Annotated in this window: 25 protein-coding genes; 17 read left to right on the top strand and 8 right to left on the bottom strand. The window is 47.9% G+C overall.

All coding sequences use genetic code 11. From position 1 onward, the window contains the following. Positions 1-122: 122 nt before the first annotated feature. Positions 123-965, bottom strand: coding sequence for a 1,4-dihydroxy-6-naphtoate synthase (locus tag DFQ00_RS14930; protein ID WP_110897272.1), 843 nt, complete (start codon positions 963-965; stop codon positions 123-125). After that, positions 962-1,864 carry a futalosine hydrolase gene (locus DFQ00_RS14925; RefSeq protein WP_110897308.1) on the bottom strand — a complete coding sequence of 301 codons (903 nt, stop codon included), beginning with the start codon at positions 1,862-1,864 and terminating at the stop codon, positions 962-964. The genes DFQ00_RS14930 and DFQ00_RS14925 overlap by 4 nt, the downstream gene beginning before the upstream one ends. Before the next feature lie 1,786 nt (positions 1,865-3,650). Here DFQ00_RS14925 and DFQ00_RS14910 point away from each other — a divergent pair. From DFQ00_RS14910 to DFQ00_RS14890, 5 genes are all read left to right on the top strand, one after another. Beyond that, positions 3,651-4,040 carry a GntR family transcriptional regulator gene (locus tag DFQ00_RS14910; protein WP_110897269.1) on the top strand — a complete coding sequence of 130 codons (390 nt, stop codon included), beginning with the start codon at positions 3,651-3,653 and terminating at the stop codon, positions 4,038-4,040. Beyond that, positions 4,033-4,935 carry an ABC transporter ATP-binding protein gene (locus DFQ00_RS14905; protein WP_110897268.1) on the top strand — a complete coding sequence of 301 codons (903 nt, stop codon included), beginning with the start codon at positions 4,033-4,035 and terminating at the stop codon, positions 4,933-4,935. The genes DFQ00_RS14910 and DFQ00_RS14905 overlap by 8 nt, the downstream gene beginning before the upstream one ends. Next, on the top strand, positions 4,910-6,949 hold the full coding sequence (locus DFQ00_RS14900) for an ABC-2 transporter permease (protein WP_110897267.1): 2,040 nt from the start codon (positions 4,910-4,912) through the stop codon (positions 6,947-6,949). Before DFQ00_RS14905 ends, DFQ00_RS14900 begins: the two co-directional genes overlap by 26 nt. A 249-nt stretch (positions 6,950-7,198) precedes the next feature. Next, positions 7,199-7,720 (top strand): hypothetical protein, encoded by a 522-nt coding sequence (locus DFQ00_RS14895; protein ID WP_110897266.1) that lies wholly within the window; start codon positions 7,199-7,201, stop codon positions 7,718-7,720. Between the two features lie 8 nt (positions 7,721-7,728). Further along, positions 7,729-8,091, top strand: a complete 363-nt coding sequence (locus DFQ00_RS14890; RefSeq protein WP_110897265.1) for a hypothetical protein — start codon at positions 7,729-7,731, stop codon at positions 8,089-8,091. A 150-nt stretch (positions 8,092-8,241) separates the two neighbouring features. Here the strand turns inward: DFQ00_RS14890 and DFQ00_RS14885 are convergent, their stop codons facing one another. Beyond that, a complete protein-coding gene (locus tag DFQ00_RS14885; RefSeq protein ID WP_110897264.1) occupies positions 8,242-9,420 on the bottom strand; it encodes a MalY/PatB family protein in 1,179 nt (392 codons plus the stop codon). 346 nt (positions 9,421-9,766) lie between these two features. Here DFQ00_RS14885 and DFQ00_RS14880 point away from each other — a divergent pair, with 346 nt between their 5' ends. Beyond that, positions 9,767-10,456: a stalk domain-containing protein gene (locus DFQ00_RS14880; protein ID WP_167433735.1), complete on the top strand. Its 690-nt coding sequence runs from the start codon at positions 9,767-9,769 to the stop codon at positions 10,454-10,456. 278 nt (positions 10,457-10,734) lie between these two features. Here the strand turns inward: DFQ00_RS14880 and DFQ00_RS14875 are convergent, their stop codons facing one another. Then, a complete protein-coding gene (locus DFQ00_RS14875) occupies positions 10,735-12,753 on the bottom strand; it encodes a S9 family peptidase (RefSeq protein ID WP_110897262.1) in 2,019 nt (672 codons plus the stop codon). 233 nt (positions 12,754-12,986) lie between these two features. Between DFQ00_RS14875 and DFQ00_RS14870 the strand changes: the two genes are divergently transcribed. The 5 genes from DFQ00_RS14870 (at position 12,987) to DFQ00_RS14850 (ending at position 16,187) form a co-directional block, all read left to right on the top strand. Further along, on the top strand, positions 12,987-13,532 hold the full coding sequence (locus DFQ00_RS14870) for an STM3941 family protein (protein ID WP_341866267.1): 546 nt from the start codon (positions 12,987-12,989) through the stop codon (positions 13,530-13,532). Positions 13,533-13,676: 144 nt separating this feature from the next. Beyond that, positions 13,677-14,072 carry a GntR family transcriptional regulator gene (locus DFQ00_RS14865; protein ID WP_110897260.1) on the top strand — a complete coding sequence of 132 codons (396 nt, stop codon included), beginning with the start codon at positions 13,677-13,679 and terminating at the stop codon, positions 14,070-14,072. Next, positions 14,065-14,763 carry an ABC transporter ATP-binding protein gene (locus tag DFQ00_RS14860; protein ID WP_110897259.1) on the top strand — a complete coding sequence of 233 codons (699 nt, stop codon included), beginning with the start codon at positions 14,065-14,067 and terminating at the stop codon, positions 14,761-14,763. Before DFQ00_RS14865 ends, DFQ00_RS14860 begins: the two co-directional genes overlap by 8 nt. Continuing rightward, positions 14,760-15,497 carry a hypothetical protein gene (locus DFQ00_RS14855; RefSeq protein WP_110897258.1) on the top strand — a complete coding sequence of 246 codons (738 nt, stop codon included), beginning with the start codon at positions 14,760-14,762 and terminating at the stop codon, positions 15,495-15,497. The genes DFQ00_RS14860 and DFQ00_RS14855 overlap by 4 nt, the downstream gene beginning before the upstream one ends. A 189-nt stretch (positions 15,498-15,686) precedes the next feature. Further along, complete coding sequence (locus DFQ00_RS14850) at positions 15,687-16,187, top strand: LURP-one-related/scramblase family protein (RefSeq protein ID WP_110897257.1); 501 nt, start codon at positions 15,687-15,689, stop codon at positions 16,185-16,187. A gap of 37 nt (positions 16,188-16,224) precedes the next feature. On the opposite strand, the gene DFQ00_RS14845 is transcribed toward DFQ00_RS14850, so the two are convergent. Together DFQ00_RS14845 and DFQ00_RS14840 are read right to left on the bottom strand one after the other, a co-directional pair. Then, positions 16,225-17,085: a WYL domain-containing protein gene (locus DFQ00_RS14845; RefSeq protein WP_110897256.1), complete on the bottom strand. Its 861-nt coding sequence runs from the start codon at positions 17,083-17,085 to the stop codon at positions 16,225-16,227. Next, positions 17,033-18,388, bottom strand: coding sequence for a helix-turn-helix transcriptional regulator (locus DFQ00_RS14840; protein WP_110897255.1), 1,356 nt, complete (start codon positions 18,386-18,388; stop codon positions 17,033-17,035). Before DFQ00_RS14840 ends, DFQ00_RS14845 begins: the two co-directional genes overlap by 53 nt. A 331-nt stretch (positions 18,389-18,719) precedes the next feature. On the opposite strand from DFQ00_RS14840, the gene DFQ00_RS14835 reads away from it, so the two are divergent. The 4 genes from DFQ00_RS14835 to DFQ00_RS14820 all read left to right on the top strand — a co-directional run bounded on the left by DFQ00_RS14835 (position 18,720) and on the right by DFQ00_RS14820 (position 21,052). After that, positions 18,720-19,514 carry a nucleotidyltransferase domain-containing protein gene (locus tag DFQ00_RS14835; RefSeq protein ID WP_110897254.1) on the top strand — a complete coding sequence of 265 codons (795 nt, stop codon included), beginning with the start codon at positions 18,720-18,722 and terminating at the stop codon, positions 19,512-19,514. 46 nt (positions 19,515-19,560) lie between these two features. Beyond that, the gene (locus tag DFQ00_RS14830) at positions 19,561-19,782 is read left to right on the top strand and encodes a hypothetical protein (RefSeq protein WP_110897307.1); all 222 of its coding nucleotides are present in this window, start codon (positions 19,561-19,563) and stop codon (positions 19,780-19,782) included. A gap of 214 nt (positions 19,783-19,996) precedes the next feature. Further along, a complete protein-coding gene (locus DFQ00_RS14825; protein ID WP_110897253.1) occupies positions 19,997-20,551 on the top strand; it encodes a GNAT family N-acetyltransferase in 555 nt (184 codons plus the stop codon). A gap of 249 nt (positions 20,552-20,800) precedes the next feature. Then, positions 20,801-21,052, top strand: a complete 252-nt coding sequence (locus DFQ00_RS14820; RefSeq protein ID WP_110897252.1) for an RNA-binding protein — start codon at positions 20,801-20,803, stop codon at positions 21,050-21,052. A 178-nt stretch (positions 21,053-21,230) separates the two neighbouring features. On the opposite strand, the gene DFQ00_RS14815 is transcribed toward DFQ00_RS14820, so the two are convergent. Further along, entirely contained in the window at positions 21,231-22,151 is a 921-nt protein-coding gene (locus tag DFQ00_RS14815; protein WP_110897251.1) for an AEC family transporter, read from the bottom strand. Positions 22,152-22,270: 119 nt separating this feature from the next. Between DFQ00_RS14815 and DFQ00_RS14810 the strand changes: the two genes are divergently transcribed. Then, positions 22,271-22,786 carry a mismatch-specific DNA-glycosylase gene (locus tag DFQ00_RS14810; RefSeq protein WP_110897250.1) on the top strand — a complete coding sequence of 172 codons (516 nt, stop codon included), beginning with the start codon at positions 22,271-22,273 and terminating at the stop codon, positions 22,784-22,786. Between the two features lie 356 nt (positions 22,787-23,142). On the opposite strand, the gene DFQ00_RS14805 is transcribed toward DFQ00_RS14810, so the two are convergent. After that, positions 23,143-24,204: a LacI family DNA-binding transcriptional regulator gene (locus tag DFQ00_RS14805; RefSeq protein WP_110897249.1), complete on the bottom strand. Its 1,062-nt coding sequence runs from the start codon at positions 24,202-24,204 to the stop codon at positions 23,143-23,145. A 201-nt stretch (positions 24,205-24,405) separates the two neighbouring features. Between DFQ00_RS14805 and DFQ00_RS14800 the strand changes: the two genes are divergently transcribed. After that, positions 24,406-25,725, top strand: coding sequence for a glycoside hydrolase family 125 protein (locus tag DFQ00_RS14800; protein ID WP_110897248.1), 1,320 nt, complete (start codon positions 24,406-24,408; stop codon positions 25,723-25,725). Positions 25,726-25,758: the final 33 nt, after the last annotated feature.

Below are 25,758 nucleotides of genomic sequence, written 5' to 3'. Positions count from 1 at the left end.
TTGATCCCAGGCGGGGATCCCGCAAAATCCACGGAAATATTTTTTGAATGAGTGAATACATCAGCTCTGCGAAGGAAGTAGCACTTTACATAGTAACTCTCTCACGCAGCTTAGCTCAGCAATCAAATCCGTAACAGGTTCAGGTCGAACTCGGGAACCAGCTTTTCTTTCATGGCTCGTCCGAGTAGAGCAGTAATTGCGGCGTATCCATCCTCGCCCAGATTTGCGCTGAATTCGTTGACATACAGCTCGATATGCTGAGAAGCTACAGCCGGGTCCATTTCTTGTGCATGCTTCATGACATAGGCTCTTGATTCTTCAGGATGAGCCCAGGCGTACTCGACCGAAGCGCGTGCCCAGTCAGCCAATGCGTGAGCATCCAGATCACGGCGAGCTATAATGGCACCGAGTGGAATTGGCAGCCCCGTATCACTTTCCCACCAATTGCCGAGGTCGGTCATCAGTTTGAGATCATAATGTTGATACGTAAAACGTGCTTCGTGAATGACCAGTCCGGCATCAATCTGGCCATCGCGCACGGCAGGCATAATTTTGTCAAAAGGCATAACAACAATTTCACCCACACCACCGAGTACATTTTGCGCAGCCCATAGACGGAATAACAGATAGGCTGTAGAGCGCTCGCTTGGTACGGCAACCCGGCGTCCAGACAGGTATGCGGGATCGGTAGTGCCATTAGCTGTCAACACCAGAGGGCCACAGCCTCTGCCGAGTGCGCCTCCAGCGGGTAACAAAGCGTAATTTTCCAGAACATAGGGTAGCGCAGCATAGGAGATTTTCATTACTTCCGGAATATCGGGTCCGAGTGGACTGGCGGCAAGGCCGTTGGTAATATCAATATCGGCATAGCGAACCTCAAGCTCAGGTGCACCTGGAATCAAGCCATGAACCCAGGCGTGAAAGATAAAAGTATCGTTAGGACAAGGGGAAAAAGCAATATTCATGATGTGATAACCTCCCGTAAAATAGAGCTTGCAGCCTGGAGCGCATCCAGGGCATCCTTGATGCGCCAAGCGTCGCGGTCGCGTGGACCGACCGCGTTAGATATGCCGCGCAGTTCGAGCACCGGCAGGCCGAACTGCTGCGCGGCTGTTGCGACGCCGAAGCCCTCCATGCCTTCGGCGGCAGCATCCGGCACGCGGCGCAGCAGCTCCGCGGCCGTCTCCGCAGTTCCGGTCGCCGTGGACACGGTGACCGCAGTGCCTCCGCTGACAGCGAGCCCTGCCCGCTGCAGCTCATGGCGAAGGCGCGCGGCAAGCTCCGCGTCCGCCGCCACACGGGACGAGCCGAATCCGAGCTCGTCCACAGAGAGGAAGCCGTCTGGCGTCTGCGAGCCCAGATCGGCTGCAACCATAGCGTCGGCTACCACGAGGGAGCCGACGGGCGCACGGCCGGGGAACCCGCCGCCGATGCCGGCACTGATCACCAGCCCGTAGGCTGGTGATCCGTCGCCGGTCCCGCGTGCGGGCCCCGGCCAGGATGCGGCAGATGCCTGTGCCGCATCCGATTCCACTGACGCCGCGAAGCCTGGCGCCAGTTCACGTGCACTTGCCGCTGCTGAAGCAAAAGCTAGGGCAGCGGCAGTTCCGGCAGCGGCCGAGGTAGGGCCAACGCCCGCCGCCACCACATCAAAGCGATCTGAGGCGTGATCGCCCAGCCCCCGAAGAATCGCATCCCTTTCCGCATCAACTGCGGTCACAATCAGTACGCGTGCCGAGCTACCCGATACGTTCGCAGAAACTAACGGACTTGTTTCCACCGCAGCGGATGTGCCTACAGTCGTATCTGTGTCGCTGCCAGTTGTACCAATTGTCCCCTTAACTATAGTTGTTGAGACCTTCATGTTAACGTTATGCTCTGGAAAATTGCCGCCGTCAGCGGGGGGATGAACGTGGCTGTTGTTACGTTCATCAGGATGATGCTGTTCAGTCATATTTGGAATGCTCCTTATCAAGACGTTATGATTTATCAGCTATCAGCTGCATGATTGTTACATTATAAAGATAATAAAGACTAATGATGCTATCTCCTGTCCATTGGAAAAAGACAAATCTGTTTTTTTTGTCTTTCAAAGAGTGGACACTTTTTTCAAAAGGGTACTACATGCCAGCTTATCATTACATTTCTATATATAGATATATATATTCAATATAATATACTTATTGATCTATATGTAGATTGGAGGTTGTGGTGTGTTATTTTAAAACAGTGTCCACCTTTTGATAAACAAATTGCTGAAATGTGCGCGAGAGGTGGACGGATTCGAAACGTTGTAGGATGCGGTTCAAATCTATTTCTAACTCCACTCTCAAATCGACTTTCAGATCGAGTCACAGATCGGAATTTCCAATAAAAGCTCAAAATGATTTCGAACCAAATCTTACCCAAAGGAAACCCAATATAACTCAACCCGCGGTAACTCAGCCCACGTTAGCTCAACCCGCGGTAACTCAACCCACGGTAACTCAACCCACGTTAAGTCATCCCACGTTAGCTCAACCCACGGTAACTCAACCCACGTTAAGTCATCCCACGTTAGCTCATCCCACGGTAACTCAACCCACGTTAAGTCATCCCACGTTAGCTCATCCCACGTTAAGTCATCCCACGTTAGCTCAACCCGCGGTAACTCAACCCACGGTAAGTCATCCCACGTTAGCTCAACCCGCGGTAACTCAACCCACGGTAAGTCATCCCACGTTAGCTCATCCCACATTAGCTCAACCCGCAGTAAGTCATCCCACGGTAGCTATGCCTATGCCTGCTTAACAAAGTTAGCTTCTATCATCATAACGAAGGGGTACGAGAAGGACAAGTGAGAGACGACTTACAGCATAAAATTACATTAGGACGTGTCTGGAAACGACGAAGGAAATAGAGTTGGTCGCATTTTTGTTCCAAGTCAGGAAGTTTCCCTCAGGCGTGCCGGGGGTACGTCAAGGGAAGGTGACGAAGCAGAAGGCGAAAAGGCGGTAAAAGATGCACTTCAATAGGGTTCAAGACACGCAATAGTCGCCAGACTATACCTTGGCCGAAAAAGCTGAGCTCAGCCACATAAACCAGTCTACATGTATTCCCTTTTTACCCGGTTGGCGTGAAGCGTAAATGGGAACGTTGGATCTGCCGAAGCACAGTTCTACAGAACGAATAACGTCCCCTTAGGTTACACAAAAAGCCTAACGGATCTTACAGATTCACTCGTCAAACACAGGCTTTCTTGATGTTAAATATGTAAATTATATCATAATTATTGATGCTGTATTTTTTTCTTAACCTGGCATTGAATCCATATAACATATTGACAAACTGTATCAACTGTATTATTAATGATAGTACGGTTGGTGCGGTGGTTCGATGATCTAAAACGGAATTCCAACCACGTATGCGGCAGGTGAACCAGCAACCAGCAACCAGCAACCAGCAACCAGCAACCAGCAACCAGCAACCAGCAGGAAGAAGCAGCAATGTAGGTAGCAGGTGAACCTTACTGAAGGTGATTTTCATAATGGATAGCATCCCAGCATCCCAGCAGCACCTCGACTTCACCAACGATATCACCGACCGTAATAGGCTCGACAGAAGTAATAACAGCACAGTAATTATAAACATGTTATGAGAGGAGGTGCCGGATGTTCGAATTGGATGTACGCAGCCGTAAGGCGATCTATGAGCAACTGGTGGATAAAGTCAAGGAAATGATCGTATACGGTATCCTGAAACCCGACGAGCAGCTTCCGTCCGTACGAGCCTTGTCAACGCAGCTCACTGTGAATCCGAATACGATTCAGAAGGCATACCGTGAATTGGAACGTGAAGGTTATATTTATTCCATACCGGGTAAAGGGAGCTTCGTATCATCATCTGTGGAACATCCGAATGAGGCGATGAAAGATGAGATCCGGGAGTCAATGGTGAAACTTATAGCTGAAGCTTCGTATTCCGGTTTAACCAAAGCGGAACTGACTCTTTTATTTGAAGAAGCGATGGCCCGTATAGAGAGGGAGGTGTCTCATGATTGAGCTGAATCAAGTCAGCAAAGCTTTTGAACAGGAAAAGGCTGTCGATGGTGTAACGATGCACATACATAAAGGCTCGATTTACGGCTTGCTTGGTTCCAATGGGGCAGGCAAAACATCGTTGCTCAAAATCATTGCCGGCATATATCGTCAGGACCGAGGCACGGTTCGCATTGACGGGGCTGAAATATACGAGAATCTGGACCTGAAGGGTCGCACAATTTTCATGGCAGATGCGCCTACCTTTTTCCCGCAATCGACGATTACTCACATGGCTGCATTCTACCGTTCCGTCTATCCGCGATGGAGCGATGAGCGTTTCGAGCAGCTGGCTTCTGTCTTCAAACTGGATGTAAAACGCAAGCTTCACCGCATGTCGAAAGGCATGCGCCGCCAGGCTGCGGTATGGCTGGGACTCAGCTGTATGCCGGAGATTCTGCTCATGGATGAGCCGATTGATGGTCTCGACCCTGTCATGCGCCAGCAGATCAAAAATCTGCTCTTCCAGGAATCCGCCGAGCGCCAAGTGACAATCATCATCTCCTCGCACAATTTGCGGGAGATTGAAGACCTCTGCGATCATGTTGCAATTATGCATAAGGGCAAGATAATCGTTCAGAAAGATCTGGATGACCTCAAGGCCGATACGCATAAAATTCAGGTTGCCTTTCGTCACCCGGATCATGCCGGGTTGCTGAAAGAACATATTCACATTTTGCATGAAGAAAAAAGAGGAAGTGTTTCCTTGTACATTGTTAAAGGTCATCGTGAGGATGTTACCGCCCAATTCCGTTTGCATGATCCGTATCTGCTGGATGTGCTGCCGCTGACGCTGGAGGAAATTTTTATCTATGAAATGGAGGGTGCTGGGTATGATATTCAACCGATTGTACTTTAACCGCGGCATCCTGTACCAAAACTTCAGGCAGCACGGCTGGCTTGGCCTTGTTTATTTGCTTCTCTTATTATTATCTCTTCCACTCACCATCGGTACCACATATCGGGAAAATGCAGAAGAAATCACCAGTTTGTTTCAGGTAAGAGGAGAATTACTCTGGTTCTTTGCGATAAGCATACCCGTAGTGATGGGGCTATTCCTGTTCCGATATATTCAGGCTGGCGGACCTGCCGATCTGTATCACAGTCTGCCGCTGAAGCGTAAACATCTGCTTACGATGAACCTGTTAACCGGCCTGGTCATGATTCTGGTGCCCATCTGGATTACGGCTGGAGTTACCGGGTGGGTGTCCACAATTCTGGAGGAGCCTGCCTATATTTTTGATGGCACAGCAGTCTGGATGTGGGGCGTGACCATGAGTATAATCTCCTTGTTCATGTTTACGCTGACGGTTGCGGTAGGCATGTGTATTGGACAGTCCGTTTTACAGGGACTTACAGTATACGGTATTTGCCTGATTCCGATCGTGTTCTTGGGAGTTTTTGGACTACACTTGAACCGATATCTATCAGGTTTCCCGAATGATAAATTCGAATTCGGTAGTAGAGATATATCTCCAATTCTCCGAATCAGCAATCTGGGTTATGTTCCGCCAGACTGGGGCGAACTCGGGATCTATGCTGCAATGACGGTAATCCTGGTTGTTCTGACGTACATATTCTATCGTAAACGTCATGTAGAGTCGGCAACACAGGCGATAACGTTCCGCATGGTGAAGCCGATCTTCCGTTTTGGATTTATGTTTACAGTTGTATTGATCAGCGGAGCCTATTTTACAATGATTGAACCCAACGGTTCCAAATATTGGGGTGTCGTAGGATACATCATCGGTGGCATTGCCGGATACCTGGGAGCCGAGATGATTATTCGCAAAAGCTGGCTGATCTGGGGCCGGAGCTTACTGCCAAAGTTTGCTGTATACGCGGGAGCTGTCGCACTGGTTCTGTACGTGCCTGTTGCAGACTGGAACGGTTATGCATCCAATGTGCCGACGAGCGATCGTGTGGAGAAGGTGCGGATTGGCGGGGAGCATTTCACTTATGTGGATAATCAATATATAAAGATAGACGAGGATCGATTCTACTCCACAAATACAGGATATATTGACGCTGTAGTTACACTTCATCAGAAAATCGTAGATTCGGACCTGTCTTTGCGTCCAATGGGTGTGAACCGGGTTGTACATGATGAAGAAGAAGTCAGGATTGATTATCAGCTGAAAAATGGTGAAAAACTATCACGGCAATATTTCATTCCTACGTCCCGGTTCCAGGAAGAGCTGATGAATATGAAAAACTGGGAAGATTACAAAACGACCAGGTACGAGACATATTTCCTGGACGGTGATGTGCGTAATATCGGTATCCGGTCGGGTTACCACCGCGATCGAACTGTGTTTATTACGAATCTGCAGCTGATTCGTGAATTCAAGGCTTTGTTGAAGGAAGAAATTCTGGAACAATCGTACGAAGATCAGCTGTCACCTTGGGAGACATTTGCGTCCGTTGAAGTTTATATGAATTTCCCGGAATCTTCGTCCAAACTGTTGCTGGATGGTGTCAATCGCAGCGCAACGTATGAGATCAAGCCGAGCTATAGTCGATTGATTGAATGGCTAAAACAAAACAAACTTTACGATCAGCTGCGGGTGTCTGCAGACGAGATCACCACTGCCCAATTCATCAAACAGGAGATCAACAGTCCGGGCAACCTCAAAATGGTCTATGCTGATCCACAGTTTATAGATGGTAATCCCCAAAGCAAGAAAATGATCGTGACCAAAAACAAAAAAATTATTAGTGAGCTGCTCCAGCGCCAAAGAGCCGATTTTTACACAGAGAACGACACGGTCTATCAGATCAAACTCAATTTTATCAGAGGTCAGAACACGTATATGATGTTAAGAGAGGACGACTTGACTGAGGACATGAGAGCCATTTTGCTGGATAATTAGTGATGTGTGAGTGGTGTGAGAATTTAGCTTGACCAGATGCTTTTAGTGGAATATATTAGAAAAAGTAAAGCTCCAGGCGATTCGTTATTTCACTGAATCTCATATGACATGTATTGATGGGGAAGCACCCGTAGGAACAGGCAAAAGCCTGACTTACGGGTGCTTTTTTGTCATGATCAGAATGGTTCAGTACGCATAGCGACGCTGGTTTATTCACTATTTTTGATGAAATGAGGGGGAGAAACTAAGATGAATAAACAACGACGTGTATCCGAAACAGACCAGCGATTATATGCAATTGGAACACAGAAAAAACCGCGCTTGCTTCATTGGGTTATCTTATTCATGTTTATGTTCGGAGTAGGAATAATCTGGGATGTAGCAACTGTGCATGGAGAGGGAATTGAACTGAATGTCAATGCACAGAAAGCTTGGGATACCCTGTTAAACAAGGCTGATGCAGCAACCAAGCGTTCTCTGCTGCAAGCATATGAAAGCGTCGGGAAATGGAAGACGCAGGAGGGGCAGTGGCAGCAAAAAATCAAGCAGCTTCACAAAGCCAACACCGATGAACTTATGCGGCTTCGAAGGTTAATCCGGGAGACGGATGCAGCCAAGCTGGCCGCCCTTCAGGAGTCGCTTGATCACACGCAGGCGCGTTATGAGCCTTTATTCAACCTCTACAGCTCCTTAAACAGACAGCTGTCTGCCGCCAAGGGACTCAGAACAAGGAGTGGAGGGCTGCCCTTCAATCCCAGGCCGAGGCGCTGAAGCCGCTGATGAAGCTGGCAAGGGAGGATATTCGAACGAGGAAGGCAAACCTGGCTGAGGCCCGAAAGCGGAAGAATGCTGAAATCAAGCGTCTGAGAACGATGTTAAATGCAGCGAATGCTGTGAAGAAGCAGATACAGACAGCCCAAAAGCAAGTCAGCTTGACCAGAGAGCGATATTCCAATGGATTGCGGAGCTTCAAGCAAAGCTTGAAAAAGGATAGTCCGGCACGTACATTGACTGCTGTGAATTCACTCGCAGCTGCGGCTGAGAAATGGGCGAGTGCGAGACAATCCATCTATACACTAGAGCAGAGGATATCTGCAATTTACGTTAAGGTCGGTCAGGAGGTTAACACTCGTCCCAAGTAAACGGGCAGGACTACCCTTGTATGGATTTGAAACATGGGATGCAGCTTGTTTGAACCGTTCGTGCAGCTTTTCAGGGTATTGATAAACGATAAGGTGCTCCTGCCGTCCATCCATGAAGCTACATGGCGAGACGGCAGGAGCAGCTTTGGGTTACTTGTTGGACAGTACAGATAACCTGCGCAGCGCCTCTTCAATCGTAGCGCGTGAACAGGCAACATTCATACGCATAAACCCGGAACTTTCTGCCCCGAATACAGTGCCATCGTTGAAAGCAAGCTTGGCCTCATGCAGCAGTTTGTGGGTTAATTCCGCATGAGTCATGCCTAATCCGCGGAAATCCAGCCATAACAAGTAGGTTGCTTCTGGCAGAAGCACGCTGATGCCAGGCATATGCGCTGTAACGTATTGCTGCACATATTCCATATTGCCGCGAATGTATGTTAGACACTGGTCGAGCCATTGCTCGCCTTCATCGTATGCAGCCTCGGTTGCGGTAGCACCGAATGTGCTGATGCTGGACAGACCCATCGTACGTACACCCAGAGCGAAGCGTTCTCGCAATTCAGCGTTTGCAATAATAATGTTGGATGTACACAAGCCGGGAATGTTAAACGTTTTGCTTGGTGCTGTGCAGATGAGGCTGTGATTTGCAATTTCCTCCGAGATCAGACTCAGGGGTGTATGAGCCCCGCGCTCATATACAAGATCAGCATGAATCTCATCCGATACGATGAGCACATTATATTTCAGACACAGCGAAGCGAGTGCCTCCAGTTCCTCTCGAGTCCACACCCGTCCAACCGGGTTGTGAGGGCTACAGAGAATCAGCATTTTGACCTTGCCGGTCTGCAGGCTTGTCTCCAACTGCTCCAAATCCATCGTGTACTGCCCTTGCTTTTCGATCAGTGGATTCGTGATCAGCTCCCGGCCCTGGCCTCTTACCACTTCATAAAAGGGAGGATATACCGGGGTTTGGATCACTACGGCATCGCCAGGTGAAGTGAATTGCTGTACGGCTATACTGAGCGCAGGTACGATCCCTGGTGTAAACACAATCCAGTCTGATTGAATTTTCCAGCTGTGGCGGCGCTCCATCCAGTTGATGACTGCGGCATGATAGGCATCGGTCCGCTGGGTGTATCCAAAAACACCGTGCTCCACCCGTGTCTGCAGGGCCTTAATTACAGAAGGGGGAGCGGCAAAATCCATATCAGCAACCCACATCGGGAGTGCGTCCGTCACACCAAAGATGTGCTCCAGCCCGTCCCATTTTTCGGAAGCGGTGGATAAGCGGCCAATGGGGGTATTGAATGTGCTCTGATTTATCATAACTAGAATTCCTCCTTGAGTTGGGATTGCATTGTGTTTTCTAGAAAAATATCTAAAACAGCATCACATATATCATCCGATACATGATCTATTTTCGCAACTTCCAAACCATTTTTATGTGTCCCAAGTCCTGATTTGGCGAGATAACGTTTACAACGTCCAAGCATGTGCTTATGATATGGCTAAATGAAATACAAACAATCATGTGCTCCCGGATTGTTGGATAAATCACACTGTTAGATGAATTGAAGTATACGGTTCTATAAGAATTGAGCTTGTCATTAAATGTATTGAATCAATGTCTTTATACGTATATATCTATATTGGACTTGGAGGCGACATGAATATGAAGAACAAAAAGTGGCTGATTGGAGCAAGTGTATTTGGCATGGTGCTGACAGGATCAGCGGGTGTGTATGCTGGAACCAAATTGGAGACAATCAAGGCTTATTTGAACCATGGGCTTGCAATAGAAGTCAACGGACAAGCCTTCACGCCGACAGGTGATCAGGGCAAGAAGCTCGCGCCGATTACATATCAAGGCAGTACCTATCTGCCGGTTCGTTCCATTGCCGAGGCGTTGAAGACCGAAGTCAAGTATGATGCCAAGGCGAATAAGGTAAGCATCGGTTCTTCAAGTTCTTCGGGCGGCTCGTCCTCAACGGGTGGGGGTGAATCAACCTCTCCTTCAACAGGAACCAACACACAAGCAACAGGAGTAAAGTCCAAATATCTACCGGCGGATTTTCCATTGCCAAAGGATGCAAAAGCAACCAGCCTGATTGAGAGCACCGTGGACGGCAACAAAAAGGTATCGCTTACCTACACAACCAAGGAGAGCTTGACGACGATTGGAACATCCTACAAAAACTATTATCAGACCAAAAATCTGACCCAGAAGAGTGAGGATATTCAGGCTGATGAATTCAGCATTATCGGCCGTGAAGAAGGAAAGTATGCGGTTACGATTACAGGCAATGTGTCTGCGGAAAATAAGGATCTGAATGAGATCACGGTGATCTGGGGAGAAGAATAGGCGTGTACTGACGTCTCAGCCAGTCAATAAAAGAGTATAAGCCGTTTGCCTGTGAGGAGGAGCAATTACAGGCAAACGGCTTTTCGTATGATCAGGTTAGCTGACTTTTAGCTGACCTTCTTGTGGTCAATTTACGATCGTTGAAGCGAGACTCGCTAGAGTGTGTTTCTTCGTATTTTTAGTTAAATCTCAGGCGTGTACCTGCTCTATCCTTTCATTCTCAAAGTATGCATGATACATGTCCTTAGCTGGAATTGTATCGCTGCTCACGTGGCGAATTACAGGTATTCGTTAAACCAGCCTGCGATGTGCTCTAACCGCCGAACCCTCAGATATGGGTGGCCGCCCCGAGATAGCTCATGATTGGCCCCAGGGAAACGAACGAGACGTGTCGTCTGTTTGCGACGTTTCAAGGCAACGTAGAGCTGCTCGGCCTGCTCAATCGGACAGCGAAGATCCTGTTCCCCATGGAGAATGAGCAATGGCGTCTGCACGTTTCCAACATATGCAAGCGGCGAATGCTTCCACAGCTTTTCGGGTTCATCCCACGCATTACCGCCAATCTGATCCTCCGTGAAGAAATACCCGATATCACTGACACCGTAGAACGACAGCCAGTTGCAGATGGAACGCTGAGTGACAGCCGCTTTGAAGCGATGGGTATGTCCTACGATCCAGTTGGTCATAAAGCCGCCGTAGCTGCCACCCGTGACACCAAGTCGGGTGGGGTCAATAAACGAATAACGGGATATAGCGTAATCTACACTTTCCATCAGATCACGATAATCTCCGCCGCCATAATCTCCGCGACATGCATTCACAAATTGCTGTCCGTATCCCAGCCCTCCGCGTGGATTGATATATACTACAGCATAACCTTGTGCAACCAGCAGCTGGAACTCATGCATAAATGTGAAGCCGTACATCATATGAGGTCCGCCATGAATCTCAAGAATGGTCGGGACCTTGACCCCATCCACCACACCATGAGGTTTCATGATCCATCCTTGCACACGCAGCCCATCCGTGGTATCGAACCAGAAGGTTTCCGGTGTACACAGCCGGATGTCCTGCTCAAGCTGCGGATTACTCAACGTAAGACGTACCGCTTTGCGTTCAGGATCATCCGGGCTTTCATACCAATACAGATCACCAGGATGCTGTGTGTCTGCTGCAGCGGCTATAATCTGTCCCTGTTCCAGTTCAGCAAACTGGTACACCTCGCACTCATCAGGTGACAGATATTCGGCATGGCCTCCATCTAATGGAAACCTGGCAATGCGTACACTGCCATGGATACTGGCCAGACAGAGAATAGATAAGCCGTCTCGCGAATACACCGGGCCAGTAGGCACGAGATGGGAGCGCATGTCACCCACAAGGCTGTGATTCAACTGCACGTCCCAATGTGAACTTAAACATACAGGCTCTCCACCTGAGATAGGCAGTGTATACAGCTTCGCAAGGGTAGCATTGCCATAAGTGCGATCGCTGGCAAGAAGGGCCAGCGATTGTGCATCAGGTGCAAAACATAGCCGATAGAATGTATACCCTTCAGCGGTTAATTGCTGTATGCTGGTTCCGTCGGGTCTGGAGATATACACATGATTGGTCAATGAAAAATCGCTGTGATGCTCGCCCTCTTCGGGGATATGAGTAATCCATGCAATGTGTTTGCCGTCTGGTGACCAGGCATAATCTCCAATATCATACGGACCTGATGTTACAGCTATAGCCTCTGCTCTTACAGGAGCAATTACAAAAAGATGAGCATATCTGCCATTCCACAATCCACGCTCATCCGATTTCATACGAATACGATCAACGATTAATTCTTGAGGAAGCAGGTTCTCTACGCTGCCTTCCTCGCGTACATCCGCTAAGTTCATCTGCTGCTTTGGAGAATCATCCACGGTAGACTTTACAAGCAAATTGCTGCCATCAGGCGACCATAAAAAAGAACTCACCCCATGCTGCAGCTCACTGATCTGTTGAGCTTCTCCGCCATCCGCAGGCATTAGCCATACTTGGGATTGTCCGTCAATCTTACGGATAAAAGCAAGCTGAGAGCCATCCGGTGACCAGGCAGGGGAATAATCCTGTTCCCCGAAAGTGAAGGGCTTGTCTTTTTGAGTGCCAAGGTCAAGCATTCGCAAGTGGGAACGATAACCGTCATGTGTGTTATTGGTTTGCCGGCTAACATAGATCAGCTTCCCACCCTGAGGAGACGGAACCGGATCGTTAACCCATGTCATCTGATACAGATCTTCCGAAGTTATGCCTCGTTGTCCGTTCATCAATTGTCCTCCTGCTCTTCTTGAAAGATTGAATAATTTCCTGAGCTTTCCATTTATATTAACGGAAAGATAGGTGGAGGACAACACACTGCTCCTGCTAAACAGAGAATGGACAACTATTTTTATCATTCACAAAAAAACGGAAAGGAAATGTTTAAGAGCAGCACGAATGGTTTAATGTACTATGCAATTTCGGTTTTGATCTGCGTATGTATTGAGTCGCAAAAGAGAGGATGTTACGCTTGAATACACCTTATGAACAGCATGTAGAATATCCGAGCAGAAAACGGATGGCTTGGCTTACCGCAGGGGCAGCACTTTTTGTGTGCGCAGGTTTTTTTCTGATATTCGACCAATCTTCAAAGCCGGGTGCTTCAATCATGTCCATTGTAATAGGCCTTGTAGCTATTCTCTTTTTTGGAATATGCTTCTGCTACAGTCTGATCAAGATGATCAGGAAGGAGCCCTCCCTTGTCATTAACGAGCATGGCTTTATTGATCTTTCTTCTTATGCTTCGGGCGGAGAAGTCGCCTGGAAGGATGTTGAACATATTTTTATGTATGAGTTGATGGGACAACAGATGATTGGTGTGAAACTGCGAGACGAAAAAGCGTTTCTTGAGCGGCAGAACGGCATGAAGCGCAAGCTGATGATAGCTAACAGCAACATGGTTGATGCAACGATCAGTATAGCTCAGAACAGTATTACGCTGCCGCTGGATCAGCTATATCTTATGATGATGAGTAATTGGCGGCATGCCAGGGCCAGCAAGGGATAATTTTAAATGATCGAAACGGAGCAGGTCCTTTGGGTCTGCTTTTTTTGCGTTGTATTGAGATCACATAAAAATGGTGCTTTACAGTGTTTGATTACTAGTGTACTATGTAACTAGAACACCGACACGGAAAGGAGAGAAATCAACGTGCCTATAGAATTTGATAACAATTTACCGATCTATTTGCAGATTATGCAATACATTAAACGTCAGATTGTAACCGGCACACTCAAGGCAGGAGATAAAATTCCTTCGGTACGTGAGCTGGCTGCCGAATTGCAGATTAATCCGAATACAGTGCAACGTACATTTCAGGAGCTTGAGCGGGAAGAAGTAGTGGAAACGAGGCGTGGATTGGGCAGATATGTCACAAGTGAGGAGAGGAAAATCATGCAGATCAAGAAAGAAATGGCTGGCGAACTGCTGGAGCGCTTCCTGACTGGAATGCAGGAGCTTGGAATAGAGGAGCAGGATATTGTGTCGATTGTAACGGACGCTTTGGCAGAAGGAAGTCAGGGGAAGGGGGAGCATACACATGAGTAACATACTTGAAATGAATCAGGTGAACAAGACATATGGCCGCAAGCAGGCGCTGCACAACGTTTCGCTGACGGTTGCTCCTGGCCGAATTGTTGGTTTGCTCGGAAGCAATGGCAGCGGGAAAAGCACATTGATGAAGCTGGTTGCAGGTTTGCTGCATCCGGCGAGCGGAAGCATTCAGGTCACAGGCAAGCCGATTGGCCTGGTGACGAAGTCGCTTGTTTCCTTCATGCCGGATCGTCCTTTAACCGAGAAATGGATGAAGGTGCGGGATGCGATTGCGTACTATCGGGATTTCTATGATGATTTTGATGAGAGTAAGGCGCAGGAGATGCTGGATTTTATGAGTCTCGCAGAGAATGACCGTGTGAGTCATCTGTCGAAAGGCATGAATGAACGGCTGCAGTTAACATTGGCGATGTCTCGCAAGGCCAGATTATATTTGCTGGATGAACCGATTGGCGGAGTAGACCCGGTAGCCAGGGGCAAAATTCTGGATGCTATCGTTAAATTTTACGATGAAGACAGCAGTCTGATCATATCCACACATCTGGTGAATGATATTGAACGTATTTTTGATGAAGTGATTTTTATCCGCGAAGGTAAGCTGGTCATGCATGAGGAAGTTGAGACGATCCGGCTACAGCATGGAAAAAGTGTGGATGAGATGTTTAAGGAGGTCTTTGCAGAATGATGACATTGTTGAAGTATGATTTTAGGAGAAACTGGAATACATTGCTGGCAGGACTTGTGATTCTGATTCTTGTTCAAGTGGCACAGACGCTATTTCTGTCTAATGTTACGGGCAATGTGCTAGGCATTATGGCGTATGTTGGAGCAGGTGTAGGGATTTTTGTGAAAATGATTAAAACCTATACTGCCAACATCCGCTCGTATAATCGTCGTCTTATTCCTGTAACAGGGCTATCGCAAGTGTTGTCACCTTTAATTTTTGGCGCGCTTTGCAGCTTGGGCCTTCTATTGATTGGATTCATACACGTCTACCTGTATACCACGATGAAGCTCGGACTCGGCTTGGCGGATATCAATATGACGAATATCAGTGTTGGGGAAATTATTAGTATATTGTTGTTTGCAGGCTGGGTTGTGTTGTTTATGACGATCATCATCTTTTTCTCCATTAGTGTGGCAGGTGCTTTCCGCTGGAAAACAGGTCCATGGATCGGGATTGTTACGTTCCTCGTGCTGGTTAACCTCCTTAGCTGGCTGGAAAACGTGATTTTCTCCGGGAAGTTTAGCCCGAATGATCTGTTCCAGTTCACCGAGGAAAGCACAGGGATCTCCTTTACCTCGAATGGTGTAATATGGGCAGACGGTCATTGGGGAAGCACGTTGTTTGAAATCGGGCTGGCTGCACTGCTGGTGTGGGGAATGATCTATATAAACAATAAAAAGGTGGAAGTCTGATCACTACGTCAGCAAAAGAATACGGCACTCAAGTAACGGGCAGTCAAGCTGCTCGTTTATCTTTTTTTGGTAGAGATTAATAGATATGTGCACCCTGTTCCAGCTTGGATACGTAAATATAGGTATAACTGATGCGGGTAAAAGGCGTGTCTCCCCATATCAAGATTTGCAAGGGAAGGAGCAGGAAATATGCAACTGTACTTCAGAGATAATTTTTTTAATGCCGGATATACCGAAATTATGAATGCCAATCAGGAGCGGGCAGGGAACCTGGATTTGAAAAGTATTTTCGGATCATCGCTGGATGTCTCGGATGAAACAGGACTGGTCTGTAGCGGCAAGTTCCGCATGTTGACGAATCGTTGGGATGTAACCGCAGCGGACGGCTCACATTGGGGGCTACTGAGAGCAAGATTCAGCTTTTTTAGTAAAAAATATGAATACGATGCAGGCTCGCGCGGCATTTATAATGTATCTGCTCCCGCCTTTTTACAGGAATATGAGGTGACCGACGGGGCCGGACGTATTGTGGCAAGCTTCCGCCGCACAAGCAGCTGGTTTAGCTCGGGTGCGTTTGTGCTGGATAACCAGTCGGAATACCTGGACACCTACGAATTGGTTGCTGTAGTCATGGGCGTACATGCGATTAACAAAAGACGGAATGCAGCGAACAGCAGCAGTTCTTCTTAACTGCTGGCATCGTTCGCTGCATTCCGTCTTGTTTGGCTTATTTCGGTTTAGAGGGGTTATCCGCTTGTGCAGCCGCAGTTTCCTCCATATAGGTGGATTCGGAGCGTGCGTACCGTGCCAGCACTTTGGCAGCTGTCTCGGACATTCGTTCGCGCAGCGCAGTGCTATCTGTGATGCGAACACGTTTGCCGAGAAAGCGCATTTTGGACAGCACGTAATCCAACTCGTTCCGCGGCACCGTCAGCACAATCCGGTACACATGATTTTCTTCATTATATTTGACCTGTCTCTCGAAGCAGGAGAAGGCATACAGAATACGGGATAATTCTGCATTAAACGCTGGTAACACCTCAACGGTGAGGGTTGTTTTGCGTTTCTCAGTTAACAGGGCGATGCTTGCTTTATATCGGTCCGCTGCTCCGGGTTGGATGGACCTGGGCTCCAGCTTTGTGATGCTGTGCAGCTTGGTAGACATTAATCTGGCAAAGTGCGGGGCATACCAGAGCACATACCATTCCTTTTTGACCATGGAATATTCAAGCTTATACGGAAAACCGAATTGCTCCTGGCTGGCACGACCATGGCGAATGCGACCTGTCATTTGAAAGCCTTGCCCCTCCAGTATCATCTGCCGTAACGGTCTGAGCAGCGCATGAGAGACACTGTTTTCTTCACTTTTGGCCTTCTCGGTCAGGTACTCCTGTAGATTCAATTGTTGCTCGTCGTGCAGCATGTTGTTCAGCCTTGCCCATGTATTCGGACGAAGTGCCTCCTGTGCAGCCTGATGTTTCATCATCATGCGCAGCCAGGCCCGTTCCTGTGAAGTCCAGGTGAACAGCCCGGTTTCATTCAGCCTTGTCATCATCTGATAATTGAACATCTTCTCGAACAGGTTCATAATATGCCGCGATCTCCTTCCATTCCTCGATCATCTCTTCACGCAGCCTGAGCGGAGCCAGAATCTCACAGCTTGAGCCGAAGCTGCGCAGCCAAGGTTTGATTTCCGTAATGCCGTTCACCCGAATTTCATAGAGAAAGGTATGATCCGTCTCCGGCGTAATCGTTCCCCACTGTCCTTGCAGCCGGACTCGATCCAGAATAAAGTTGTGCTCACCGTCCTGTGGATGGAAAAAACGTGCTTGCACCGTGACGGGGTGGCCTGTATCGACAAGCCAGCTGTACCGGCTAATCTCGGCCCATTCCTTTTTCAACGCCTGCATATGCTCTTCTTCGACGGGATGAAGCTCTTCGAGTTGGGTGATGCCCTCCATCCTGAACTTTACAAATCTCCGGCGGTGCTGATAGCCAATCACATACCAGCGTCCATATTGATGATCATACACAACTTCAATCGGGATGATCCTGTTGGGGCTTCCTCCAGCTTCGCGTTCGAAATTTGGATTTGTATTTTGCGAGCTGTAGCTGGACGGTTTTTTCGGTGAGAAATACTGAAACTGCACGCGTTTTCGTTGACGAATAGCCCCAAGCAAAGGATAGAGATGGGCCTCATCCAAAATACGTGAATAATAGTGGTATTTATAAATATAAGGCTCAGTCGCTTCTTCTTGCGGGAAATGAGGTGTGATGACTTTTTTCAGACTGTCCCGCAGTAAATATCCCTGTACCGATGGAACTTGTGTGTTCGCCATCATGTCAACAAAGTCGTATAACTCCAGCTGTTCCTCCGGAGTGAGCTGTGTCAGCACATCCTGCTGCAAGGCATAGCGATAGGGGCGCCCGCCCGGCTCTTTGCGAATGACACCGACTTCCTCCAGATATTTCAGATCGGTACGTATAGTCTTCTCATCTGGTAGACTCAGTTCCTCAGGCAGATCAGCGCAACAGGCATCCAGCAATTCCATCGCTGTCAGCGTAGCATCTTGAAGGGCATGTAAAATGACGGACAAGCGTTCGATCTCGGTTTCCTTCATGGATTTGGCGCGAAAAAGAAAGAGCAGCAGCGGCTCGGCAGACTCTCCGTACTGAAAGCGTACAAGATCAGTCATTTCCGACCCGACTTCCGGCGCAGCTGCATGATCCGTCACGCTCTGACGAATGTCCTTGAGCTTGCGCTGGGTTTTATCAAAAGTATGTACGGATATGCCAAGCCGCTTGGCATACTGCTTGCGATTATATGCGCCGCTGGTCAGAGACAGCATACGCAGGAACTGAATTTCTTTATCAAAGCTTTCTTTTGCCATGGATTTCACTCCCGGTTGGACTGTGATTCTCTAATTGTATCAAGTTAAACGTCTGCTTTCATTGCAAAGTTGCTTATATTTGCACCAAGTCGCGCAGATTTGTTCCAAGTCGTTATACTTTCACCATGTTCGTGTATGACGGTATGAAGCATAATATGGAGGTGAAGCGGGGCGGTCAACAAACAAACCAAGGGCAATTCTCCGTTCTGGTTATTTGATCATGAGGTTGAGAATGCCATCTCAGACTGGGTGAGGGGATTCTTGCACAGGCATACCGGATTCGGTTACATAGGAAGTTTTGGATACAGGAAAGTGAAGGAGGCGAGAAGTCATGTCGAGTGTTGATCAAACGATGAGAGAAATCATTGCGGGGCAGCTCGCGCAGATCGAACAGGAGGAGCAGGTTCGTATTGTATATGCTTGTGAGTCAGGCAGCCGAGCATGGGGATTTCCTTCACAGGATAGTGATTACGATGTGCGTTTCATCTATGTCAGGCCCCTTGCATGGTATCTGTCGATTGAAGATCAGCGGGATGTTATTGAACGACCAATCAGTGATCAGCTGGATATTAACGGATGGGATATACGCAAGGCGCTGAAGCTGTTCCGCAAGTCCAACCCGCCGCTGCTGGAGTGGCTGCAGTCTCCGATCCAGTATGATGAGCGATATGATGTGGTCAAGCAGATTCGGTCGTTGTCACCACTGACATTTTCACCGAAATCATGTATGTATCATTATCTCAACATGGCAAAAGGCAATTTTCGGGATTACTTGCTAGGAGAGCAGGTGAAGATCAAGAAATACTTCTATGTGCTTCGTCCGCTGCTGGCATGTTGCTGGATTGAGCGTTATGATAGCATGCCGCCGATGGACTTTGAGGAGCTGGTACAGACGTTGATCCCCGCAGATACATCGCTGTATGCAGAGATTCATGAGCTGTTACGCAGGAAAAAAGCCGGAGCTGAATTGGACCTGGAGCCGCAGCTTCCAGCCATTCAAGCGTATCTCACTGCCCGGATTGCACATACGGATAAGCTTGCTGTCGAAATGTCAGGTCATGATGATGTAGAAGTTGAAGTGTTAAACCACATTTTTCGAACGGCTGTACAGGAGGTCTGGCAGTGAATGAAGATGCCAAAGCTTGCAGAAGGGATACGATATTACGCAATATATGAATGACCGGGAGCTTGTGACGAGCAGCCTGTTTTGCTCCAACATACGTGCGGCTCTGGGAACTGCCTTGAATCGCAATCCGAAGGAAGAATATACGCAGTGGGTGGAGCATGTTTTTGAACTGGAGTTGGCATTTGGCCCGGTAGCTTCTGATCTGCTCGATCACGCTTGCGGGGATTCGCAAATGAACCAGAATCAGGGCTGGGAATCTCGGATATAGTCTAAATGTGAGAAGGAATGTACTGGATGATTTTTCATTCAAGTCATTCCTTTTTTTGCTGTTTTCAGTGGGTAAAATAAACTTGTTATTTGTCGCTTTTCTTCCTTGTTTATTGCAATTTTGGTTGGTATTTTTTTCTAAATCTCATCTTTGTATGCATGAATACTAACGGTGGGATTTTCAACCTAATTGACTTGGAAAGGAAGCGAAGCGAATGTTTAAAAGTGTGGAGAATGAATTGGAGTTTGCCATGTTTAATGGCATCTGGACAACCGTGTGGACTGAAAAGGGATTTGAGCTTGAGTTTTCAGAGGAATTTCTGGAAAGATATGTGGTGGTTACAGAGGAAGGCCACTATGTTGGCTCGATTGAGATCAAACCTTACACGACAGAAAGTCTCATTAACGAAATCGGTCCATTTCCGCAGCATCCCTTGATGCAGGAAGAGACAGGCCGCGTTGCAGAGATTGATAAATTGGCTATTCTGTCTAGCTTTCGGGGGCGATATGTTGCAGATTTATTGTCGGCGATTGTGCACTATGCCGAACAGAAGCAGATCAGTTATTACGTCATGTTACTGGAACCTGTACTGATGAGAGCTTTGCGAATTTCCTATCATGTGCCTATTGAGAAGGTAGCAGGCAGAGTATTTTATAAGGGGGAGGATGTGATTCCTTCCATTGTAAACGCCAGAGAAGTATATACGCATAAGGAACGATATCCCTGGCTTATTCATTTGGAAAAAAAATCAATAAAATCATTTGATTAACTTCTTATATCAACCGATTAATAACAATTTTAAATATATGACATTTACTGTTGTTCATCAGAACAGAAGCAGGGAGCACCACCGCTATGACGAGATTGGGGCCTAAAGGGCCCCATTTTTTTATGGTGAAGATGGGAGGTTTGAATCATGCTAATGAACCAAAGGCCTATATCCAATCCTTTTATTGTGGGTAATAATTATATAGGGAAGCATTGGAATCTCACAAAGTAACGATAGGGGGTAACCTGTATGGCGTCAATGATTTTTCTGGTGAAGCAGGCGGAGGACGAGGAAAAGGTTATTTATCGATTCGGACCGGATGAGCGGAAGATGGGCCTTATTGAGATGAACAAGATCAAGGAAAGTGTGAAGGAGCTGGAGCCTGTTCAGGTGGACGGGGTGAGTCCAAGTTTCTTTTTTAACCGTGCGGCTCAGTGGCTGGTGCGATGTTTATTCAGAGAAGGTGGCAAGTTTCCGGAACGAACCATCGTGGAGACGTAGCTTATTGCAGCTCCTCACATCGGTTTTAGAAGCCCGGGCCTGTACCGAGAAGAATGAAGCCGAATGAAAAAAGCCCACAAATCCTGATTAGGAATGTGGGCTTACTTTAAGCTGTAATAAGGTTTATTGTAAAACCAAAACGGTGAGTGTGTTCCTTTTTTAATAGAACAGATCCAATTCAGAACGTTCTGGCATACGAGATCAGAGCTGTAATGGTTATAATGTTAAGCAAAGTTGAGATCAGTACCGTCTGGGCGGCAAAATCAGGCTCGTTATCATATTCCTCTGCAAGAATGGAGGAGTTGACCCCGGTAGGCATGCCGGAGGCAATAATGAGCGCCTGAGCCGCTATACCTTCAAGTCCGAGCAGCAGCACGATGCTGATTCCAATTGCCGGGCCAACCAGCAGACGCAGCAATGTGCTAATATACACATCAAGACGGTATAAGCGGATCGGATATTTCACAATTTGCGCCCCGAGTGTCAGCAGGGCGACGGCGACCATACTTTGCTGTGCATAGGTGAGCGGCATGGACAGAAACGTAGGCAAGGGCAGCTTCCAGGCTTGAAACAAAATGCCGAGCAGCAGCGCATACGGTACAGGCATTTTCAGAAAGCCGATAATTACCGCACGGTAGTTTCCTTTGAGCTTGGCCCCTTGGATCGACAACACGCCATAGGTGAAGGTAAGCAAAGCCTGCAAAGACATGACGAGTGCCTGAATGGATGAGGCGAGCGGATCACCTCTGAACACCAGGGCATTGATAGGCAGACCATAGTTACCTGCGTTGTCCAGCATGATGCTGTTGTTAAAGGCGGCCTTCATGCCTTTGTTCATACGGAATGAGCGGGCAACGACAGAACCTATAATATAGAGAACAAGTACATAAATCGCGTAGAATAGAGTGACCGTACCTAACAGCTCGCCGGACATATTCGAATGATACATGCTCATAAAGACGGCTGCGGGGGTAATACAATAGAAATTGATCTTGGCGAGGGTGTACAAGTCCAGCTTGAATACCTTCTGCATCCAGGACCCGACAGCAATCAGGAGAAAGACGGGCAGGACGACTTCTAACATGATGTCTGCAATCATCGGTTCAACTTCCTTTTTCATGAAAATTTCAGATCTTTGCGAAAAATACTTCACCCATTATATCATTTTATACACAGCAGCAAGATAATTTGGTCAAAAAAGTTCAGGAGGTGCTGAGTATGATCCCGGATCATCTGGATAACGGTTTATCCATTCTGTTTATTGGCTTTAATCCGAGCATTACCTCAGGAGAGACAGGCCATCATTATGCGTATAAAGGCAATCGCTTCTGGCGTATTCTGGAGCGTTCCGGGCTAACGCCACGTCTGTATGATGCAACGGAGGATGGGGAACTGCTGAAGCTTGGCTATGGGTTCACCAACATTGTGGCTCGTCCAACCAAAGGCATTGAGGATATTACGAAGGAAGAGTATGCGGAGGGGCGGCAGATTTTGCGTGAAAAGCTGGAGACATACCGGCCGGATATCGCTTGTTTTGTAGGGAAGGGCGTGTACGCTCAGTACAGCAAACGAACTAAAGTGCAATGGGGATTTCAGAACGATCCAGTGGTCAAGGAAATTCAGGAGTTCGTTGCACCTTCGTCGAGCGGATTGGTACGCATGTCGATGGAGGAGATTGTGGATCTATATGCGCAGCTAGCGGACTTTGTGGCGGAGAAGAGCGGCGAAGAATGAGAAGTGTCTCTGTATGACTGGAAAAGGCTTCGTATATGTGAGTTCACCTCGTAGAAAGCTACACTAGACTGGATCGGTACAACACTGACATTCTGACATTTAAAAGATAAACAATGAAGCAGTATGTGACCATTCCATAACAGCCAGAACGCTGTGTTTATTGGTTCGGACGACTTGGTGAGTCATTTGGTGAATGACAAGGATTAAATATGAGAAGAGCCCTGCATATTGGATTGCGGGGCTCTTTCGAATGTGGAAATGGATAGACGCAGACACGTCATTCTAGCACCTCCTTCATCTCAGGTGGTTCTAAAATGATGTGTTCGACATATATGCTGATCGTCCTGATCCTACACCTATGCTGATTCCCGTGGAATCAATGTGGTCGATAACATGACAGTCTCCTTCGGAGTGCCAGGTCGCTCGATTCGGCGTTGCAGAGCCTCAACTGCACGTTGTCCAAGCTCCTCTTTGCACAGATGTACCGTGGTCAGAGGGGGAGATGAGGTGGCTGCTGTGTATACATTGTCTATGCCGATCACTAGACAATCCTGTGGCACGGAGAGGCCTGTCTGTCTTAGCTTATGCATCCACTGAAGAGCAATGTCGTCATTGGCGCCAATCCATGCATCAGGGCGATCTTCGACCGGGAGTTGCTGGATAACAGCGGCAAGCTTGTCAATCCACTCCCCGTTTTCATAGTCAACTTTCCAGGTTTGAAAGCTGAATTTTTCCTTTGCTTCAGTATGAAAATGATTCAAAGCCAGCTCAATGCCAATCTTCCGCTGTGCAAAACTGGCGGCACGTCCATCATCGGTAATGAAACCGATGCGTCTGCATTGCTTCGACATGAGATATCTGGCCGCCGTAATGCCTGCTTCCAGATTATCGTGGCTAATCGTATCGCAGTTCAGCAGAGGCTCCTGATGATCAACGAGAATCATTGGTCGCCCGGTCTGCACCAGTGTTTGTAACACTGTATGCGGAAAAGCACCCATCACGATAATTCCGGCACAGCGTGTCCAATCGAGATGAGGGGCAATCGCTTTTTCAGGGGGGATGTTCTTGCCCGGCATGTCCAGCGAAGGCGACACAATAACGTGATGCCAGCCTTGCTCATTACAGCCAGAGATGATACCAGACAACACGCGCTGCCAATAGTGCGGCTCACCACGATTAAGCTGATTCATACAGATGAGGGCAAATGGCGGCTCGACAGCATGGGACTCATTCATGTTCGTGGAATGGTTTGCCGATCCAGGTGTATTCTGACGATACCCGAGTGCACGGGCCAGCTCCAATACGCGTGTACGTGTGGAGTCACTGACACCTGTTTTGCCGCTGAGTGCGCGGGATACGGCGTATTTGGACAATCCGAGCTGGTCAGCCAGCGTCTGAATGGATACTTTTCGAGACATAACGTTGCTCCTTTTATGAACAAATGGGTTAGAAGTGTTTGCAGGTGTTCAAGTGAATTTGTGAATTGACGTGCATACACGAAACAGGTACACTTACTGATAATAACGTTATTATAAATAACAATAACAAAAATAACAATATACTTTTAGGAAATCTATATAAGTTGATCGAAAGATTACATAGAAACGGAGAGGACTCCCATCGAACAATTCAGATTACCGAAAATCTTGATGCCTGAGCTAGAGCTGCCTCAAGCTGTCTGTGATATTTTAACTGAAGCGAATGTGCAATTACAGCACAGGCCAAGACTGCTGGAACAGTTTCGCCATTGCTTCCCGAATACCTTGGAGACAACCACCAAGCTGTTAGATGACGGTACAACCTTTGTCATTACAGGAGATATTCCCGCCATGTGGCTGCGCGATTCGGTGGAGCAGGTCATGCATTATGTGCCGCTGGCGAAGCATGATGCACAGTTGCAGCGTATCATCGGGGGGCTGATCAAACGGCATACGTTTTATGCCGAAATGGATATGTATGCGAATGCCTTTAATGAAACAGCCAATGGCTGGCACTGGGATGCCAATGATGAGACACAGATATCCCCTTGGGTGTGGGAGCGAAAGTTTGAGCTGGATTCTCTGTGTTTCTCCATGAAGCTGGCATATGCCTACTGGCGTGAGACTGAATTCACAGACGTCTTTGATGAACGTTTTAAAAAGGTGATGGAGCAGATCGTGCACCTGTGGGAGACAGAACAGCGACATAGCGAGCAATCCCCGTATCGTTTCATGCGGCGTAACTGCCCGGCTCACGATACGCTGCGCAATGAAGGGCTCGGGATGCCGGTAAACTATACGGGCATGATCTGGTCCGGCTTTCGCCCAAGTGATGATGCCTGTGATTTTCACTATAACATCCCGGCGAATATGTTCGCCGCAGTGACGCTCAGCCAGATGGGGGAGATTGCAAAATGGGTGTTCCGGGACGAACAGCTGGTGAGCCGTATGGCGAAGCTGGAAGAGGAAATCCGGCATGGCATCGCTCTATATGGCACATATCGTCATTCGGTATATGGACTCATCTATGCGTATGAAACCGACGGTTACGGCAACGTCTGTCTCATGGATGATGCGGGTACACCGGGTCTGATGTCGATCCCGTATATTGGGTATGTCTCCGCGGAGGATGAGGTGTATCAGAACACACGGCGGTTTATTTTGAGTAAAGAAAATCCGTATTACTATGAGGGTACAGCTGCCAAAGGCATCGGTAGTCCGCACACTCCTCCAGGGTATATCTGGCACATGGCACTGTCCATGCAAGGGTTAACGGCAGACAATGATGAGGAGATGCTGGCGATGATTGATATGCTGGAGAACACGGATGCGGGTACAGGATACATGCATGAAGGCTTCCATGCGGATGATCCAGAGACGTTTACACGACCTTGGTTTGCGTGGTCTAACAGCTTGTTTGCACAGCTGGTGTATAAGGCGATGAGGAAAGGGATTTTGTAAGTTGTGATTCCAACAATAAATTAATATAAAACA

Origin of the sequence: Paenibacillus barcinonensis (assembly GCF_003217495.1) — a bacterium.
Classification (GTDB): domain Bacteria; phylum Bacillota; class Bacilli; order Paenibacillales; family Paenibacillaceae; genus Paenibacillus; species Paenibacillus barcinonensis.
Note: the sequence above shows the minus strand (reverse complement) of the source record. Positions and strands in the feature narration are given on the sequence as shown.